Source organism: Streptomyces sp. NBC_00440, from assembly GCF_036014215.1.
Lineage (GTDB): Bacteria > Actinomycetota > Actinomycetes > Streptomycetales > Streptomycetaceae > Streptomyces.
This window is the reverse complement of record NZ_CP107921.1, coordinates 4137025-4155064: the sequence shown is the minus strand read 5'-3', so window position 1 is coordinate 4155064 and position 18040 is coordinate 4137025. Positions and strand designations below refer to the sequence as shown.

The window sequence follows — 18040 nt, the reverse complement described above, 5'->3', positions numbered from 1 at the left end:
CTCACTGGTTTGTGCGAGCGCCTGGCGACATCCGGAAGATTAGCACGCTGGACAGGGTGGATTCACATCCGTTCTCCGGGGGAGACGACCGGCGCCCCACCCGTGGAACGAGTCCCCTCTCCCCCCACTCCTCCTCAGTGCGCGCCGAGTGCGGGACACTGTTCGGGGGCCACCTCTACGATCCGTGTGAGAGGTGACACTTATCCACAGGGGAGACAAGGGGAACCAGCCGATTTCCCCGTGCGTGGATACGATCAGTAAGCAGTACCAGGACGACAACGTCGGAGGAGGTGCCTCATGGGAGTCATGAAGAAGTTCGAGCAGCGTCTCGAAGGTCTGGTCAACGGCACCTTCGCGAAGGTGTTCAAGTCCGAGGTCCAGCCCGTCGAGATCGCCGGTGCGCTCCAGCGCGAATGCGACAACAACGCGACGATCTGGAACCGCGAGCGGACGGTCGTCCCCAACGACTTCATCGTCGAACTGAGCACACCGGACTACGAGCGCCTCAGCCCGTACTCGGGGCAGCTGGGCGACGAACTCTCCGGTCTGGTCCGGGACTACGCCAAGCAGCAGCGGTACGCCTTCATGGGCCCGATCAAGGTCCATCTGGAGAAGGCCGAGGACCTGGACACCGGTCTCTACCGCGTCCGCAGCCGCACCCTCGCGTCGAGCACCAGCCAGCAGGGCGCAGACCACGGACCCGCCGCACCGGCTCCCCAGCGGAACGCCGGCGGTTACGGCTACCCGCCGGCCGCGGCCCCGCCCATGCCCGCCGCACCTCCGCCCGGAGGCCACCGCCCGGCAGCCGGCCGGGCGCCCTCTCCCGGGCCCATGCCGAGCACCCAGATCCGGCGCTGGATCGAGGTCAACGGCACCCGCCATCAGATCTCGCGCGCCACTCTGGTCCTCGGCCGCAGCACCGAAGCCGACGTGCGTATCGACGACCCCGGCGTATCCCGCCGGCACTGTGAGATCCGCGCCGGTTCCCCCTCGACGATCCAGGATCTCGGTTCCACCAACGGCATCGTGGTAGACGGACAGCACACCACCCGCGCTACGCTCCGCGACGGCTCGCGGATCGTCGTGGGCAATTCCACCATCGTTTACCGGCAAGCCGAAGGGTGAAGCGGGGGCAATGTCAGAGCTGACCCTGACGGTCATGCGGCTAGGTTTCCTAGCTGTTCTGTGGCTGTTCGTGATCGTGGCCGTCCAGGTCATCCGTAGCGATCTGTTCGGAACGCGCGTCACGCAACGCGGCTCACGCCGCAACGCGGACGCCCGTCCTCCGCAGACCGCGCGGCAGGCCGCCGCGCCGCCGCAACAGCGTCAGCAGCCGGCCGCCGGCCGCCAGCGCCGGGGCGCACCCACCAAACTCGTCGTCTCCGAGGGGTCCCTCACGGGCACCACGGTCGCCCTCCAGGGCCAGACCGTCACCCTCGGCCGGGCACATGATTCAACGATCGTGCTGGACGACGACTACGCGTCGAGCAGGCATGCCAGGATCTACCCCGACCGTGACGGCCAGTGGATCGTCGAGGATCTCGGGTCCACCAACGGCACGTATCTCGACCGGACCCGGCTGACCACCCCGACGCCGATCCCGCTGGGCGCACCGATCCGCATCGGCAAGACCGTCATCGAACTGCGGAAGTAGTCACGACAATGAGCGAGCGGAGCGAGCGAGCCGCAGCGGTTCCGGCAACGGACCGGGGCGCGCTCCCGACCGGAGGGTGGGCAGTGTGGCTCGAGACCGGTTGTACCCGGAGCCGACAGGCGAGGTGCGCATGAGTCTGTCCCTGCGCTTCGCCGCCGGATCGCACAAGGGCATGATCCGCGAGGGGAACGAGGACTCCGGCTATGCCGGCCCCCGGCTCCTCGCCATCGCCGACGGAATGGGCGGCCAGGCCGCCGGCGAGGTCGCCAGCTCCGAGGTCATCTCCACGCTCGTCACCCTCGACGACGACGTCCCCGGTTCTGACATCCTGACCTCGCTCGGCACGGCCGTACAGCGGGCCAACGACCAACTCCGCATGATGGTCGAGGAAGACCCCCAGCTCGAAGGCATGGGCACCACGCTCACCGCCCTCCTCTGGACCGGTCAGCGCCTCGGCCTCGTGCATGTCGGCGACTCCCGCGCCTACCTCCTGCGGGACGGCGTCCTGACGCAGATCACCCAGGACCACACCTGGGTGCAGCGCCTCGTCGACGAGGGCCGCATCACCGAGGAGGAAGCCACCACCCACCCGCAGCGCTCCCTGCTGATGCGCGCGCTGGGCAGTGGTGAACACGTCGAGCCCGACCTCTCCATCCGGGAGGTACGGGCAGGCGACCGCTACATGATCTGTTCCGACGGGCTCTCCGGCGTCGTCTCCCACCAGACGATGGAAGAGACGCTCGCCAGCTACCAGGGCCCCACGGAGACGATCCAGGAGCTGATCCAGCTCGCCCTGCGCGGCGGCGGCCCCGACAACATCACCTGCATCGTGGCCGACGTCCTCGACGTCGACTCCAACGACTCCCTGGCCGAGCAGCTCAACGACACCCCGGTCGTGGTCGGCGCGGTCGCCGAGAACCAGGCGGCCCAGCACGACGGCGGGGCCATGCAGACCCCGGCGGGCCGGGCGTCCGGCCTCGGCCGCCAGGTGCCGCCGCCCGCGCCGGGCGGCTTCGGCCCGCCCGGAAGCGGCGACGGATACGGCGCGGCCCCCGAAGGCACGTTCGGCGCGTACAGCGACGAGGACTTCACCAAGCCGTCCGGCGGTCGCAAGTGGATCAAGCGGTCGCTGTTCATCGTGCTCGCCCTCGCCGTCATCGGCGGCGGCCTCTACGGCGGTTACCGCTGGACCCAGACCCAGTACTACGTCGGGTCCAACAACCAGAACGTCGCGCTCTACCAGGGCATCAGCCAGGACCTCGCCTGGGTCAAGCTCTCGAAGGTCGAGACGGACCACCCCGAGATCGAACTCAAGTACCTCCCGCCGTACCAGCGCAAGCAGGTCGACGCGACGATCACCGAAGGCAGCCTCAGCGAGGCGAAGGTCAAGATCGGCGAACTCGCCCAGCAGGCCGACGTCTGCAAGAAGGACGCGGAGCGCCGCAAGATCGCGGACGAGAAGAAGCCGTCGAAGACGGACACCGGCAAGACGACCGGCACCTCAAGCACACTCTCCTCCAAGAGCAGTACGACCTCCCAGAGCGGTACGACAGGGAAACCCAAGCCCAGCGCCAAACCCACGCCCGGCCCCAGCCTCTCGGAGGACGAGCAGAAGCTGGTCCCGCTGTGCGGTCAGCAGTAGAGCCGTAGGGGGCCTTTCACCACCATGAGCGTTGTCACCAACACGACCACCATTGGCGCGATCGAAGCACCGAGCCGTCGCAATACCGAACTGATGATGCTGGTATTCGCCGTCGCCATCTCGGTGTTCGCGTACGCCAATGTCGGCCTCGCGATCAACGGTTCGCTGCCGGCGGGCATCCTCGGCTACGGAACGGGCCTCACGCTGCTCGCGGCCGTCGGCCACATCGTGGTGCGCAAGTTCGCGCCGTACGCCGATCCGCTGCTGCTGCCCGTGGCGACCCTCCTGAACGGCATCGGGCTGGCTCTCGTCTGGCGCCTGGACCAGTCACCGCGGCTGATCCAGCTCCAGAAGCTCTCCTACGGCGCCTTCCACCCCGCCGCACCGAAGCAGTTGCTCTACTCGGCGATGGGCGTCGCGCTCTTCGTCGTCGTCCTGATGTTCCTCAAGGACCACCGAATCCTTCAGCGCTACACCTATATCTCCATGGTGGTGGCGCTGGTTCTGCTGATCCTGCCGGTGTTCTTCCACCCGGTGAACGGCGCCAAGATCTGGGTCAACCTCGCAGGCTTCACCATCCAGCCCGGTGAGTTCGCCAAGATCGTCATCGCGATCTTCTTCTCCGGCTATCTCATGGTGAAACGCGACGCGCTGGCCCTGGCCAGCCGCCGCTTCATGGGGCTGTACCTGCCGCGCGGCCGTGACCTCGGGCCGATCCTCGTCATCTGGGCCATGTCGATCCTCATCCTGGTCTTCGAGACGGACCTCGGGACCTCGTTGCTGTTCTTCGGCCTCTTCGTCGTCATGCTGTACGTCGCGACCGAGCGCACCAGCTGGATCGTCTTCGGACTGATCATGTCCGGCGCGGGCGCGGTCGGCGTGGCCACGTTCGAACCCCATGTCCAGCAGCGTGTGGACGCCTGGCTCGCGCCCTTCTCCAAGGCGACGCTGGCGCAGAGCGACCAGGTCGCCCAGTCCCTGATGGCCTTCGGATCGGGCGGCACTCTCGGCACCGGGCTCGGTCAGGGTCACTCCGACCTCATCGGCTTCGCGGCGAACTCCGACTTCATCTTCGCCACCGTCGGCGAAGAGTTCGGTCTGGCCGGAATGATGGCCGTCCTGCTGCTCTACGGTCTGATCGTCGAGCGTGGCGTGCGTACCGCACTGGCAGCCCGTGACCCGTTCGGCAAGCTCCTCGCCGTCGGCCTCTCCAGCGCCTTCGCCATCCAGGTCTTCGTCGTAGCCGGCGGTGTGATGGGCCTCATCCCGCTGACCGGTATGACCATGCCGTTCATCGCGTACGGCGGATCCTCCGTACTGGCCAACTGGGCCCTGATCGGCATCCTGATCCGGATCAGCGACACCGCACGGCGCCCCGCCCCGGCCCCCGCCCCGTCACCCGACGCCGAGATGACCCAGGTGGTCCGACCGTGAACAAGCCCCTGCGCCGAATCGCGATCTTCTGCGGTCTGCTCGTCCTCGCCCTGCTGCTGCGGGACAACTGGATCCAGTACATCAAGGCGGACAGCCTCAACGCCCGCAAGGAGAACCGCCGCGTCGAGATCGAGCGCTACGCCCACGAGCGCGGCGACATCATCGTCGACGGCAAAGCGGTCACCGGCTCGACCGTGACCCAGGGCAGCATGTACAAGTACAAGCGCACCTGGAAGGACGGCCCCATGTGGGCGCCCGTCACCGGATACGCCTCGCAGGCCTTCGGCGCGACACAGCTGGAGAACCTGAACGACTCCATCCTGACCGGCAACGACGACCGGCTCTTCTTCGACCGGACGCTCTCCATGTTCACCGGCGAGAAGAAGCAGGGCGGCAACGTCGTCACCACGCTGAACGCCGACGCCCAGAAGGCCGCGTACAAGGGGCTCGGCGACAAGAAGGGCGCCGTGGCCGCCCTCGACCCGAAGACCGGCGCGATCCTCGCCATGGCGTCGACGCCCTCGTACGACCCCTCGACGTTCGCGGGCAACTCCACGAGCACCGACTCGAAGAACTACACCGCGCTCAAGAACGACAAGAACGAGCCGCTGCTCAACCGGGCGCTGCGCCAGACGTATCCGCCCGGCTCCGCCTTCAAGGTGGTCACCGCGTCGGCCGCCCTGGAGAACGGCCTGTACGACAGCGTCGACACCCCGACCAGGTCCCCGCTGCCCTGGCGACTGCCGCTCTCCTCCAAGGACCTGCCCAACGAGGGCAATCTGCCCTGCAAGAACGCCACGCTGGTTGAAGCCCTGCGGGTGTCCTGCAACACGGTCTTCGGCAAGATCGGCGCCGACCTCGGTGAGGACAAGATGCGCGCCGAGGCCGAGAAGTTCGGCTTCAACAGCGAGCAGTTCACGCCCACCCGCTCCAACGCCAGTGTCTTCTCCAAGGACATGGACAAGGCGCAGACCGCGCTCTCCTCGATCGGCCAGTTCAACACCTCGGCAACTCCGCTGCAGATGGCCATGGTCGCTTCCGCGGTCGCCAACGACGGCACGCTGATGAAGCCGTACATGGTCGACCGTCTCACCGCTCCCAACCTGGACACCGTCGCCAAGACCGACCCGGAGAAGCAGAGCGAGCCCCTGACGAAGGAGCACGCGCAGATGGTCCAGAAGATGATGGAAGCGGTGGTCGAGAGGGGCACCGGCGGGAATGCGCGGATCCCCGGCGTCACCGTCGGCGGTAAGACCGGTACCGCACAGAACGGCATCAACAACAGCGGCAACCCGTACGCCTGGTTCATCTCGTACGCCAAGACCGACCAGGGTTCGCCGGTCGCCGTGGCCGTCGTCGTCGAGGACTCCAACGCCTCCCGCCAGGACATCTCCGGTGGCGGTCTCGCCGCTCCGATCGCCAAGGACGTCATGTCCGCCGTCATCAACAGCAAGAAGTGACGACCGTGACGGAAGGCACACGGCACCTGCGCGATACCGGTCCGATATCAGCTGACGGTTGCGGGCTGATCATCCATCCGTGGCCGGTAGCGTATCCGCGAACAGCACACCGCCGGACCACCCCAGGGTGCGGTCGGGACATACGGAGAGGGCTGGATTAGCTATGGAAGAGCCGCGTCGCCTCGGCGGCCGGTACGAGCTGGGCTCGGTGCTCGGCCGTGGTGGCATGGCCGAGGTCTACCTCGCGCATGACACCCGGCTCGGCCGCACCGTCGCCGTGAAGACGCTGCGGGCGGATCTCGCCCGCGACCCGTCCTTCCAGGCCCGGTTCCGCCGTGAGGCCCAGTCGGCCGCCTCGCTCAACCACCCCGCGATCGTCGCTGTCTACGACACCGGCGAGGACTATGTGGACAACATCTCCATCCCGTACATCGTGATGGAGTACGTCGACGGGTCCACGCTCAGGGAGCTCCTGCACTCCGGCCGGAAGCTGCTGCCCGAGCGCACCCTGGAGATGACCATCGGCATCCTCCAGGCGCTGGAGTACTCGCACCGCAACGGCATCGTCCACCGTGACATCAAACCGGCCAACGTCATGCTGACGCGCACCGGCCAGGTCAAGGTCATGGACTTCGGCATCGCCCGTGCCATGGGCGACTCCGGGATGACGATGACGCAGACGTCCGCGGTGATCGGCACGGCCCAGTACCTCTCCCCCGAGCAGGCCAAGGGGGAGCAGGTCGACGCCCGCTCCGACCTGTACTCGACGGGCTGTCTGCTCTACGAGCTGCTGACGGTCCGGCCGCCGTTCATCGGGGACTCCCCGGTCGCGGTGGCCTATCAGCACGTACGCGAAGAGCCGCAGTCGCCCAGCAACTTCGACGCCGAGATCACGCCCGAGATGGACGCCATCGTCCTCAAGGCCCTGGTCAAGGACCCCGACTACCGTTACCAGTCGGCCGACGAGATGCGCGCCGACATCGAGGCGTGCCTCGACGGCCAGCCGGTCGCCGCGACCGCGGCGATGGGCATGCCCGGCTACGGCGGTTACGACGCGGAGCAGCCCACCACCGCCATACGGCAGCAGGACCAGGGCGACGGCCAGACGTCCATGATGCCCCCGGTCCCCCCGGACGAAGGTGGCTACGACGACCGACCCGACCGGCGGCGGGGCCGCCCCCAGAAGAAGTCCAACACATCGACGATCCTGCTCATCGTCGCGGGCGTTCTGGTGCTGGTCGGCGCGATCCTCATCGGGAAGTCGCTGTTCACCAGCAACGACAGCAACTCCGGCAAGGTCGCCGTGCCGCAGCTCGTCGGCCAGTCCCTGGACAGGGCGAAGGAATCGGTCGCCAACTCGAAGCTGAAGCTGACGGTGGCGCAGCGGAAGCCCTGCGACAACGCGGCCAAGGGCGATGTCTGCAGCCAGGACCCGAAGTTCGGCGGCGCCACGCTCCAGCAGGGCGAGACCATCTCGGTCGTCGTGTCCACCGGCGCCCCCAAGATCGATGTGCCCAACGTCAACGGAGACACCGAGGACGAAGCCACGCAGCTCCTTGAGGGCAAGGGCTTCAAGGTGAACCCGCAGCAGGTCGAGTCCAACCAGGAGGAGGGCAAGGTCTTCGACCAGTCCCCGAAGGGCAACACCACGGCCCAGAAGGGTTCCGAGGTCACGATCAAGATCGCGAAGTCGACCAAGATCCCGGTACCGGACGTCAAGGGCCGCACCTTCGAGGACGCCTCCAAGCAGCTGACCGACGCGGGCTTCCAGGTCTCCCGGGCCGCCGACCAGGAGTCGGAGCAGCCGGTCGGCACGGTGATCAGCCAGGACCCGGGCGGCGGCGAGGCCGCGAAGGGCGCGACGATCACGCTGACGGTCGCCAAGGCCAAGGCGACGCCTTCGCAGACGGCGGTCCCCGAGATCAGGGGCAAGAAGCTGTCCGAGGCGAAGCAGATCCTCAACGGGGCCGGCTTCACCAACATCCAGATCGCGGGCGGCAGTAACGGCGGCGACAACGCGATCGTCACCGGCTCCGACCCCGCGGTGGGTACCCAGGAGGCCGACCCGGGCAGCACCACCGTCACGCTCACGACGATGGGCGGCGGTGGTGGTGGCGGCGGCGGTCACAACAACGGTGGTGGCAACGGCGGCGACGGCGGCATCTTCGACGGCTGGAACTAGCCACCAGCCACCGCAGTACCAGGCACGGGCGAAGCCCCGGCCCCCGGCAGGACTCCTGAGGAGTCCAGCCGCTGGGGGGCCGGGGCTTCGCCCGTGGTTCAGGTCTGTACGTGGCCGGTTGTGAGGCCGGTCCGGCCGGGTGTCAGCGCAGCTCGGCCGGCGGGGTGCGCTTCGCGTCGACCTTCACCGTGCGCTCCAGCTCGCCCCACACGATGTACCGGTAGCGCGACGTGTAGACGGGTGTGCAGGTCGTCAGCGTGATGTAGCGGCCCGGCTTCTTCTTGCCCGACTCCTTGGGCACCGACTGGAGAACGTCGACGTTGTACTTCGACGTCTGCCGGAGCTCCTTGAACACCTTGTACACGTACCAGGTGTCCTTGGTCTCGAAGACGACCGGATCGCCGGTCTTCACCTTGTCGATGTTGTGGAACTTCGCGCCGTGCCCGTCGCGGTGCGCGGCCAGCGCGAAGTTGCCCGTCTTGTCGGACGGGAGTCCCGCCTTGACCGGCTTCACGTAGTAGCCGGCGACGCCCTCGTTCAGGACGCTGGTGCTGGTGCCCCGCCTGACCAGGACCTCACCGTTCTTCATCGACGGCACATGCAGGAAGCCGATGCCGTCCTTGGTGTCGAGGGCGCCCGGACCGGTGCTGGGGTGCGACCAGTTGTCGCGGATCTTGTCGCCCTGTTTCGCCGCGTGCCGGTCGGCCACGACGTTCGTCCACCACAGCGAGTAGACGACGAAGAGTCCGAGCACAAGCCCCGCTGTGATGAGCAGTTCGCCGAATACGCTGACCGCGGTCGCGATCGGGCCCCGTCGGCCGCGGCGGGCGCGGGGCGTGATTGTCTGCTCGTCCTGCTCGGTCGTCGATGCCACCGCACCTGTCCCCTGTAGTCCGTAACCGTCAGCCTGCGGTCAGGGCTTCAGGCATCCCCTTGCTCCGTGGCCGTTCATCAACCATCTTGCCCCAGACGACCATTCGGTACGTACTGGTGAACTCGGGGGTGCACGTCGTCAGGGTGATGTAGCGGCCCGGCCGGGTGAAGCCGGACCCCACCGGCACCGGCTGGATCACCGATACGTTCGACGGAGACGTCTGAGCCAGACGGCTCGTCACCTCGTAGGTGTAGTAGTCGTCCTGCGTCTCCACGACGACCTTGTCGCCGTCCTTGAGCTTGTTGATGTAGCGGAACGGCTCACCGTGGGTGTTGCGGTGGCCCGCCAGCGCGAAGTTGCCCGTCTTCGCCGACGGCATCGCCGTCTTGAGCTTGCCCTCGCTGTAGTGGCCGACCATCCCGCGGTCGAGCACCTTGGTCTTGCTGACGCCCTCCGCGATCGGCACGACCACGTCCAGCTTGGGGATGTGGATGATCGCGAACCCCTGTCCGGGCTCGAAAGCACCGGGCGCGCTGTTCTTGCCGCCCTTCGCCCAGTTGTCCTGGAGGCTGTGGGCCGTACCGCTGGCCTCCTGGTGGGCGCGTACGTTCGTCCACCAGAGCTGGTACGTGACGAACAGCAGCATCAGCACACCCAGGCTGATGAAGATCTCACCGATCGCCCGGCTGGCGATGACGGCGGGGCTGTCCTTGAGGGCACGTGCCGCGAGGCGCGCCTCCATCCGGGTGCGGGGGATGGCCGGGATGACGGGTTCGGCGGGCGTGGCGCTCTTGCGCCCCCGCCCCCTGGCGGCCTTACGGCGCTCGGCACGGCCGCCGAGCGGCGCGGGTGCCCGGTCCGCGTCCGTGGGCGCGGACGAGGCGGGTGAGGACGGAGCGGTTGCGGACGAGGCGGGTGCGGCCTCGGCGATGCGGAGGCCCACGGTCTCGTCGTCCCGTACGACGGGAAAAACGGCCGTGCTCCGCTCCGGGTCCGGGCCTGGTTCCGGGAACGGCTCCGCGATCGGCTCGGGGATCGGCCCCGTGATCGGCTCGGGGATCGGCTCCCGGGCCGTGGCCGTATCCGGTGGCACGGCGGGCGTGACTATGGGCTCGTACACCGCCTCCCGCCCGTACCAGTCCCGCGGCGGATCCTGCACGGCCGGCTGCGGCGCCGTGCTCCCCGAGTGCTCCGCCCGGAACCACGGCGAACTGTGGCTGCCCGTCGGCAGCGGGTCCGTCAGCGGGTCGTACTCCCGGTCGGCGCGACCGGGGCCGGCGGCCCCGGCAGGCTGTCCGGCAGGCGGCCCCGCGGGCCCGGACCCTCTCGGTGGTTCCGGTGCCGCCGCCCCCGAGCCGTCCTGTTCGGGGCGCAGTGCCGTCACGCCGCGGCCTTGCCCACCACCGGCGCGAGCCCCGCCGACCGTCCGACCGCGCCCGCGTCGCCGCACTGGACGAGCCAGTTGGCGAGCATCAGATGGCCGTGCTCGGTGAGCACCGACTCGGGGTGGAACTGCACGCCCTCGACCGGCAGTTCCCGGTGGCGCAGGCCCATGATGATGCCGTCGGCGGTCCACGCGGTGACGGCGAGCTCGGGCGGCACCGTCCGGGGCTCGGCGGCCAGCGAGTGGTAGCGGGTCGCGGTGAAGGGCGAGGGCAGCCCGGCGAAGACACCGGCCCCCTCGTGCGTCACCGGGGACGTCTTGCCGTGCAGCAGCTCGGGCGCCCGGTCCACCACACCGCCGTACGCCACTGCCATCGACTGCATGCCAAGACAGACCCCGAAGACGGGGACCCCGGTGTCGGCGCAGTGCCGCACCATGTCCACGCAGACACCGGCGTGTTCGGGCGTTCCGGGCCCGGGGGAGAGCAGTACGCCGTCGAAGCCGTCCTGCGCGTGCGCGAGGGTGACCTCGTCGTTCCGCACGACTTCGCACTCGGCGCCGAGCTGGTACAGGTACTGGACCAGGTTGAACACGAAGCTGTCGTAGTTGTCGACGACGAGGATGCGGGCACTCATCGCACGGCCCCCATCCCCTGGTCGACCGTCACGTCATTGAACGGAAGCAGCGGCTCCGCCCACGGGAAGACGTACTGGAAGAGCAGGTAGACGAGAGCGAGCACGAGCACGAGCGAGATGACCGCCCGGAGCCATACGTTGCCCGGCAGATGCCGCCAGATCCAGCCGTACATGCTGTCCCTTCCGTTCGTGGTACGGCACCAGAGTAGAGGGCTGTGGCAGGCGCCCGTGGGTCACCCGCGCAAAGCGGCCGGCTTGCCCTGCGTCACAGGCTGCGTGGAGTCGAGATGTCCCCAGGCGATGAGCCGGTGGCTGCTGCCCCATTCCGGGTCGCACGTGGTGAGCGTCAGATAGCGTCCGGCCCCCTGAAAACCCGACTTCACCGGCACCGGATCGATGACCCCGGTGTCGGACGGCACGGTCAGATAGGGCTTCTTGTCGATGCGGTACGTGAACCAGGTCGTCCCGTCCGTGAGCACCACCGCGTCGCCGGGCCGGAGCTTCGGGAAGTCCTTGAACGGGTCGCCGTACGTACGCCGGTGGCCCGCGACCGCGAAGTTTCCCGTGGCGCCGAGGCGTGCGGTCCCCGCGTAGTGGCCCAGGCCCCGCTGGAGCGTCCCGACGGCTGTGTTCTGCAGCACGGGCCTGCTCCAGTCCCGGCCGAGGCGCGGGACGTACATCACGGCGAAGGCCTTGCCCGCGTGGTAAGCGACGGGGGCGGGGGTGGCGGCCGGCTTCGGTTTCGACGGTGACGAGGCGCTGGAACCGGCTGCGGGGCCGGGGGTGGCGGCCGCGCTGCGGGCCCACTGGTGGTGGAGGTCGTCGATCTGGTGATCCGCGGCGTTGTCCGCCTTCACGCCCGTCCAGAACAGCAGATACGCGACGAACAGCACGATCAACGCACCTACGGTGATACAGAGTTCGCTGAAGCTCCTGACGATCAGTCGCACCGTCACAGCCGTCCGCCTCCCTGGAACTACCCCACAGGTCCTGCGTAATGGAGATCCACTGTGCCCGAGTAACCGGGAAGAGTCACCGCCTGGTCGTCATCTACTTTCCAGCCGAGCCCGTACGCCTTCACGTACTGCAGGTAGTTCTGGATCGCCGGGGAGGCCGTGAGCGCCTTCTTCAGCTTGTCGGGGTTGCCGACGGCCGTCACCTTGTACGGGGGCGAGTAGACGCGGCCCTGGAGGAGCAGGGTGTTGCCCACGCAGCGCACAGCGCTGGTGGTGATCAGCCGCTGGTCCATGACTTTGATGCCCTTGGCACCGCCCTGCCACAGGGCGTTCACCACCGCTTGCAGGTCCTGCTGGTGGATGACCAGGTCGTTGGGCTGCGGTTCGGGGTAGCCGGGGTTCGCGGTGGTGTTCGGCGGGGCGTCGTCGAGCGTGACCGAGACGGCGGAGCCGCTGAGCTTCTGCGTACCGGCGGACTTCTCCAGCTCCTTGAGGCCGGCGTCCTCCTTCTTCGTGACGCCTCCGTCACGCTGGGCGAGCGCGTCGACATCGCGGCGGACGGCGGCGGTGGAGTCGCCGAGTTCCTTGTTCTTGCCGTTGCGCTCCTGGATGAGGTCCGAGAGTTTCAGCATCGACGCATCGCTGCGGATATCGGTGCCCTTGGCGGTGTTGAAGCTGGTCACGAAGATGAGTCCGGCGAGCGCGAAAACGGCGGCGGTGAGGACCCGGACCGGCCTCCAGTCGCGGCGGCGGGCGGCCCCTGTGGGAGAGTCGTCAGAATTGCTCAACGTACCCTTATCTCCTTCCCAACCCCGGAAGCACTACGCTAACGGACGCCCGGGGGAGGCAATGCGCCCCGTCGCATCCCGCGCTCCCGGCACTTCCTCAACAGTTCCCCCTGCGCGGTCACGCAGCGCATCGACAGGAGAGCCCCTCGTGCCGAAGTCACGTATCCGCAAGAAGGCCGATTTCACGCCGCCGCCCGCGACGAAGCAGGCGACTGCCATAAAGCTGACCAATCGCAGCTGGGTGGCCCCCGTGATGCTGGCCTTCTTCTTGATCGGTCTCGCCTGGATCGTTGTCTTTTACGTCACGGACGGCAGTATGCCCATCAAGCCGCTCGGGAACTGGAACATCGTGGTCGGCTTCGGCTTCATCGCGGGTGGCTTCGGCGTCTCGACCCAGTGGAAGTAGCCCTGCGGGCTCTCACATGTCCAGGTGACCGTCAAGCCCTGCCCTGAGTTATCCACAGCGCTATCCACAGCCGGGGAAAACTCAGAAGATCTGTGGATAACTTTCGGGCGTTGACGCCGGTGTGACTACTCGGCGCCATACCACAACAGTGGCCGGCCCCTTGCCCTTCCTGGGGAAACCCAGGTCAGCGGCAAGGGGCACTGCTGTTCCCCACAGGATGCACAAGATCCGCCACTCGCTGTGGACAACTGGGTCCTGCCGTTCGGATCAGGCCCCTCAAGTCAGCATCGCGGTTCTGGCCAGCACCATGCCGATGGTCGCCACCAGGACGAGCGCACAGGTCCCGAACTGCAGCAGCGTCCGCCGCTCGCGCGGGGCGTGCACCATCCCGATCGCGATGACGATCCCGGCGACGAAGCCGCCCAGATGCGCCTGCCAGGCGATGCCACCGGTGAAGGTGAAGATCACGTTGACCACGAGCAGGCCGAGGAGCGGCCGCATGTCGTAGTTCATGCGCTTCATCAGGACACCGGTGGCACCCAGCAGCCCGAAGATGGCGCCGGACGCCCCGAGCGACGCCTCGGTCGGCGAGGCGATGAGATAGGTGAGCGCGCTGCCGGCCAGCCCGGAGAGCAGATACAGCGCGATGTAGCGGGCCCGGCCGAGCGCCGCCTCCAGCGGCCCGCCGATCCACCAGAGGCTCAGCATGTTGAACCCGATGTGCGCGTAGTTGGCGTGCATGAACATCGCGGTGAACAGCCGGTACCACTGCCCCTGGGCGACGCCCACCAGCGGCCCGAACGGCGTGGTCTGCGCCTGGCCCACCAGCTCGAAACTGGAGTCGAAGCTGTTGTTGTTCGCCACCTGCATGATGAACACCAGGACGTTGATCCCGATGAGGATCTTGGTGAGCAGGCGCGGGTCGGCGGTGACCGCACCGCCCGCCACGGTGCGCGGCCGGCTCGCCGCGGCCGGGGTGCTGCCCGTACCCGACCCGCGTACGCACTCCGGGCACTGGAAGCCGACGGAGGCGCTGATCATGCACTGCGGACAGATCGGCCGCTCGCAGCGGACACAGCTGATGCCCGTCTCCACGCCGGGGTGGCGGTAGCAGTGGGGCAGACCGCCCGCTCCGGACTGCCGCTCCGGGCCTCCTGGCAACTCTTCCATCGGGTTCCCTCGTCTCGTACGGGTCGCGTACGCACTGCACCCGCCCCGCTCGTCATACGGACGAACGGGGCGGGTGGTTCCCGTACCGGATGAGGCAACGGGCTCTCTGCTCCCACCGCTCCCGCGCCCGCGGGATCGGGCGGCCTCCACCGGCCGCCGCGCGGTTCAGCTCTTCCGGGTCGCGACGCCGTCGCGGGTCTCGACGACCACCGTCTCGATGACGACGTCCTGCACCGGCCGGTCGGTGCGCGGGTTGGTCGGGGTGGTGATGATCTCGTCGATGACCTTCTGGCTCGCCGCGTCGGTGACCTCGCCGAAGATGCTGTGCTTACGCGTCAGCCAGGTCGTCGGCTGCACCGTGATGAAGAACTGCGAGCCGTTGGTGCCCGGTCCCGCGTTGGCCATGGCGAGCAGGTACGGCCTGTCGAAGGACAGGTCCGGGTGGAACTCGTCACCGAACTCGTAGCCGGGGCCACCCGTGCCGTTGCCCAGCGGGTCGCCGCCCTGGATCATGAAGCCACTGATCACGCGGTGGAAGACGGTGCCGTCGTAGAGCCGGTCCGTGGACTTCTTGCCGGTGGCCGGGTGGGTCCACTCCCGCTCTCCCTGAGCGAGCTCGACAAAGTTCCTGACCGTCTTCGGCGCGTGGTTCGGCAGCAGCCGAATCTCGATGTCGCCGTGGTTGGTCTTCAGGGTGGCGTAAAGCTGCTCGGCCACGGTGTGCCTTCCGTAAGTCTTCTCTGACGTTCACCGATCCTCGCACGGACGCGGAGCGCCGAGCCGCCACGCAGGGGAAAAGCACTCAGGTGACTGCCGAACCGGCGCGCACCGGGCCGAACCATGGCATTGTCGGCCGCAGAACTCCCCCTTGCACCACAATGACGCATTACGCCTTTCCTGACCCGGATGCCTGATCTCGCGTGCCGCGAAGGTCCCGGACAGGCATGATTTCGAAAAGGGTGGACAGGCGAATGACAGAACGCCACCGATGAGGAGGAACCCGTGACCCGCATGGACAGCGTGCGCGCCGCGACCGGTACGGCGAAGGAGAACGTGCTGCACGCCGCGGAAGTGGTGGCGCCCTACGCCGGAACGGCCAAGGAACAGGCCACGCATTACGCCAACGAAGCTCGTGTACGGCTGGCCCCGAAGGTCTCGCTGGCAGCACAGCAGGCCCGCACTCAGTACGACGCGCGGCTCGCACCCCACGTCGACCAGGCCCTCACTCATGTACCGCCGAAGGTCGACGCGGCGGCGCAGCGTGCGGCCAAGGCGGCCCGGCAGGCGCAGTGCCAGCTCGCACCGAGGGTGGAACAGGCCGTGGCAGCGGCCCAGCCCGTCCGCGAGGAGGCCGCGGCCCGCAGTGCGGCCGCCGTGGCGGCGCTGCGCGGTCAGGTCTCGGCGAAGCAGATCCAGAAGCTGGTCAGAAAGCAGCAGCGGTGCGCGAAGGCGAGCCGGCTGGCCAAGGGCGTCATCGTGCTCGGCGTCGTCGCCGGAGGCGCGTTCGCAGCCTGGAAGTGGTGGGACAAGCAGGCGAACCCCGACTGGCTGGTCGAGCCGCCCGCGCCCACCGAGGTCGGGGACCGGCGGCCGCCGCTCACCTCGGTCGACGGCAGCCCCGACGCACTGGACCCCGAGGTCAAGGCCAAGCAGGCCGAGGCCGAAGAGGCAGACCAGGAGCGTGACGACCCCCGGGGCTGATCCCGTGGACTGATCCGGCGGACTGGTCCGCGGGACCGATCCGCCGGGCGGCGCCGTCATCGGGCCGGCAGACGCGAAGGGCGTCAGGAGACTCAGCTCTCCTGGCGCCCTTCCATGCTGAGCAGGCCGGTGCTGAGAGGCGGCTCCGCAGTGCTCCCGCTGGTCAGTCGGGCAGCGTGGAGGCGCCCTTCTCGTACGCCTCCATGGTGCGTACGAACATCGCGCGCTCCTGTGGGGTCAGCGGTTCGAGTGCCTTCTCCCAGGCCCCGGCGCCCCGGGCCAGCCAGCCGTTGATCGCGTCGCGGGTCGCCGGGTCCTCCGTGATGGTGACGACCGTGCGCCTGCGGTCGGCGGGGTCGGACTTCCGCTCCACGACTCCCTGGCGGCTGAGGTCGGCGACCATCAGGCTCACCGTCGTCGGGGCGACCTCAAGACGCGCGGCGAGTTCACTGACGAGGGCCGGCCCGTCGAAGACGAGGTGGGACAGGAGCGAGAGGTGCCGGGGGGCCAGATTCATTGACCGGAGCTGCTCCGGAACGGTGGTGCGCTTGATCCGCTGGGCCACCCGGGGCATCAGCACGAGCATCGCCCTGATCGCGTCGTCCCTGGTCAGGCCGGTCGCCTGCGACGTCTCCAGCTCGTGCTCCGTTGACATCCGCGCCAACCTCCTCATGGCTTTGCTTTCAAAGCAAACCCTCTCTTGGCTCGTCCACGATGCCCGACACGTGTGCCTCGGGCCGTTCACGAAGGGGACGACCCATGTCATCAGCCTCGGCCTCCCCCAGCGCCACCGACGGGTTCAACCCGAGGCGGTGGGCGGCGTTCGTCGTCACGCTGTCCGCGACCTTCATGGACCTGGTCGACACCACCGTCATCAATGTGGCGTTACCCTCCCTGCGGCGCGAACTGCACGCTTCGAGCACCCAGTTGGAGTGGTCGATCGCCGGTTATGTACTCGCCTTCGCCTCCGGCATGATCACCGCATCCCGCCTGGGCGACCGGTTCGGCCGGCTCCGCGTCTTCCAGCTCGCTGCTCGCCTTCACCATCACCTCGGCACTGACCGGCCTCGCCGTCGATCCGGAGATGCTGATCGCCGCCCGCATCGCACAGGGCGCCTCCGCCGCCCTCATGGTGCCGCAGGTGCTGTCCATGCTCCGGGTGGAGTTCCCGCCGGGCGAGCAGTCGAAAGCCGCAGCCCCGGGGATCGAACCGGACGAAGCGGGCGGCGCCGTCCGCGCCGAACCCGACCGCGCCACGGTACGGAAGGACCCGCGCCCGGCGCTCGGACAGCGGCGGATACCCGGGCAGCGGCGCGGTGAGCCACCCCTCGCGCAGCATCTCCGTCGAGAGCTGCGCGTAGGCCTCCGCACCGTGCGGGATCAGCGGGAGGAGCCGCTGCCGTGGGACCCGGGTCAGTGCCTGCTCCAGTTCCCGGCGCAGCCCGGCCCCGCCACCGCCGGTCGACATCAGGATCAGCGTCTCCTCCCCCCATCAACCGCAGGACCGGACCGTGCCGGTCGTCCGCGGGCATGGTGGCGCGCCACGCACCCGCGTGGTGCAGCCGGGCGCCGGGACGGCCCGAGGCGACGAGCGGGCCGATGAAACGGACGGCTCTGGCGAGTTGCTCCTCCTCGCTGAGGGGGGAGCGGCCCGGGCCACCGAGCGCCGTACGTACCGCGGGTGCGAGCCTGGCCCGGACGGGGTCCTCGGTGAACTCCCGCAGGTAGAGCACATACGGGCGGCCGGGCGGCTC

General features: G+C 68.4%; 19 protein-coding genes and 1 pseudogene. 9 read left to right on the top strand and 11 right to left on the bottom strand.

The window, feature by feature from the left end; translation table 11 throughout:
* The first annotated feature begins 297 nt into the window (after window positions 1-297).
* The 6 genes from OHB13_RS18790 to pknB all read left to right on the top strand — a co-directional run bounded on the left by OHB13_RS18790 (window position 298) and on the right by pknB (window position 8372).
* The gene (locus OHB13_RS18790) at window positions 298-1125 is read left to right on the top strand and encodes an FhaA domain-containing protein (protein ID WP_266855198.1); all 828 of its coding nucleotides are present in this window, start codon (window positions 298-300) and stop codon (window positions 1123-1125) included.
* A gap of 10 nt (window positions 1126-1135) precedes the next feature.
* Complete coding sequence (locus OHB13_RS18785; RefSeq protein WP_266855199.1) at window positions 1136-1654, top strand: FHA domain-containing protein FhaB/FipA; 519 nt, start codon at window positions 1136-1138, stop codon at window positions 1652-1654.
* 130 nt (window positions 1655-1784) lie between these two features.
* Entirely contained in the window at window positions 1785-3296 is a 1512-nt protein-coding gene (locus OHB13_RS18780) for a PP2C family protein-serine/threonine phosphatase (protein ID WP_328377869.1), read from the top strand.
* A gap of 24 nt (window positions 3297-3320) precedes the next feature.
* On the top strand, window positions 3321-4730 hold the full coding sequence (locus OHB13_RS18775; RefSeq protein ID WP_266855201.1) for an FtsW/RodA/SpoVE family cell cycle protein: 1410 nt from the start codon (window positions 3321-3323) through the stop codon (window positions 4728-4730).
* Window positions 4727-6190, top strand: coding sequence for a peptidoglycan D,D-transpeptidase FtsI family protein (locus tag OHB13_RS18770; RefSeq protein WP_328377868.1), 1464 nt, complete (start codon window positions 4727-4729; stop codon window positions 6188-6190). Before OHB13_RS18775 ends, OHB13_RS18770 begins: the two co-directional genes overlap by 4 nt.
* A gap of 163 nt (window positions 6191-6353) precedes the next feature.
* Window positions 6354-8372 (top strand): Stk1 family PASTA domain-containing Ser/Thr kinase, encoded by a 2019-nt coding sequence (gene pknB / locus OHB13_RS18765; RefSeq protein WP_328377867.1) that lies wholly within the window; start codon window positions 6354-6356, stop codon window positions 8370-8372.
* Between the two features lie 142 nt (window positions 8373-8514).
* On the opposite strand, the gene OHB13_RS18760 is transcribed toward pknB, so the two are convergent.
* The 6 genes from OHB13_RS18760 to OHB13_RS18735 are packed head-to-tail and all read right to left on the bottom strand — an operon-like array spanning window position 8515 to window position 13009.
* Entirely contained in the window at window positions 8515-9246 is a 732-nt protein-coding gene (locus tag OHB13_RS18760) for a class E sortase (RefSeq protein ID WP_328377866.1), read from the bottom strand.
* 28 nt (window positions 9247-9274) lie between these two features.
* Window positions 9275-10630, bottom strand: a complete 1356-nt coding sequence (locus tag OHB13_RS18755; protein WP_443062953.1) for a class E sortase — start codon at window positions 10628-10630, stop codon at window positions 9275-9277.
* Window positions 10627-11265 (bottom strand): aminodeoxychorismate/anthranilate synthase component II, encoded by a 639-nt coding sequence (locus tag OHB13_RS18750; protein ID WP_164258330.1) that lies wholly within the window; start codon window positions 11263-11265, stop codon window positions 10627-10629. Before OHB13_RS18750 ends, OHB13_RS18755 begins: the two co-directional genes overlap by 4 nt.
* A complete protein-coding gene (locus OHB13_RS18745; RefSeq protein WP_203598953.1) occupies window positions 11262-11438 on the bottom strand; it encodes a hypothetical protein in 177 nt (58 codons plus the stop codon). Before OHB13_RS18745 ends, OHB13_RS18750 begins: the two co-directional genes overlap by 4 nt.
* Window positions 11439-11498: 60 nt before the next feature.
* Window positions 11499-12221, bottom strand: a complete 723-nt coding sequence (locus OHB13_RS18740) for a class E sortase (RefSeq protein WP_328377865.1) — start codon at window positions 12219-12221, stop codon at window positions 11499-11501.
* A gap of 20 nt (window positions 12222-12241) precedes the next feature.
* On the bottom strand, window positions 12242-13009 hold the full coding sequence (locus OHB13_RS18735) for a DUF881 domain-containing protein (RefSeq protein ID WP_328377864.1): 768 nt from the start codon (window positions 13007-13009) through the stop codon (window positions 12242-12244).
* Window positions 13010-13157: 148 nt separating this feature from the next.
* Between OHB13_RS18735 and crgA the strand changes: the two genes are divergently transcribed.
* Window positions 13158-13415, top strand: a complete 258-nt coding sequence (gene crgA / locus OHB13_RS18730; RefSeq protein ID WP_266855207.1) for a cell division protein CrgA — start codon at window positions 13158-13160, stop codon at window positions 13413-13415.
* 276 nt (window positions 13416-13691) lie between these two features.
* Here crgA and OHB13_RS18725 read toward each other — a convergent pair whose 3' ends face one another.
* Window positions 13692-14585 carry a rhomboid family intramembrane serine protease gene (locus OHB13_RS18725; protein ID WP_266855208.1) on the bottom strand — a complete coding sequence of 298 codons (894 nt, stop codon included), beginning with the start codon at window positions 14583-14585 and terminating at the stop codon, window positions 13692-13694.
* 165 nt (window positions 14586-14750) lie between these two features.
* Entirely contained in the window at window positions 14751-15302 is a 552-nt protein-coding gene (locus OHB13_RS18720) for a peptidylprolyl isomerase (protein WP_328377863.1), read from the bottom strand.
* A 285-nt stretch (window positions 15303-15587) separates the two neighbouring features.
* Here OHB13_RS18720 and OHB13_RS18715 point away from each other — a divergent pair, with 285 nt between their 5' ends.
* On the top strand, window positions 15588-16286 hold the full coding sequence (locus tag OHB13_RS18715; RefSeq protein ID WP_266855210.1) for a DUF5324 family protein: 699 nt from the start codon (window positions 15588-15590) through the stop codon (window positions 16284-16286).
* 163 nt (window positions 16287-16449) lie between these two features.
* Here OHB13_RS18715 and OHB13_RS18710 read toward each other — a convergent pair whose 3' ends face one another.
* Together OHB13_RS18710 and OHB13_RS18705 are read right to left on the bottom strand one after the other, a co-directional pair.
* Window positions 16450-16941 carry a MarR family winged helix-turn-helix transcriptional regulator gene (locus OHB13_RS18710; RefSeq protein ID WP_328377862.1) on the bottom strand — a complete coding sequence of 164 codons (492 nt, stop codon included), beginning with the start codon at window positions 16939-16941 and terminating at the stop codon, window positions 16450-16452.
* Window positions 16942-16969: 28 nt separating this feature from the next.
* Window positions 16970-17137, bottom strand: a complete 168-nt coding sequence (locus tag OHB13_RS18705; RefSeq protein ID WP_328377861.1) for a hypothetical protein — start codon at window positions 17135-17137, stop codon at window positions 16970-16972.
* On the opposite strand from OHB13_RS18705, the pseudogene OHB13_RS38785 reads away from it, so the two are divergent.
* Window positions 17136-17249: pseudogene (locus tag OHB13_RS38785) on the top strand (hypothetical protein); the annotation flags it as partial. The gene OHB13_RS18705 and the pseudogene OHB13_RS38785 overlap by 2 nt on opposite strands.
* A gap of 13 nt (window positions 17250-17262) precedes the next feature.
* On the opposite strand, the gene OHB13_RS18700 reads toward OHB13_RS38785, so the two are convergent.
* Window positions 17263-17754, bottom strand: coding sequence for a hypothetical protein (locus OHB13_RS18700; RefSeq protein WP_328377860.1), 492 nt, complete (start codon window positions 17752-17754; stop codon window positions 17263-17265).
* Window positions 17755-18040 lie beyond the last annotated feature (286 nt).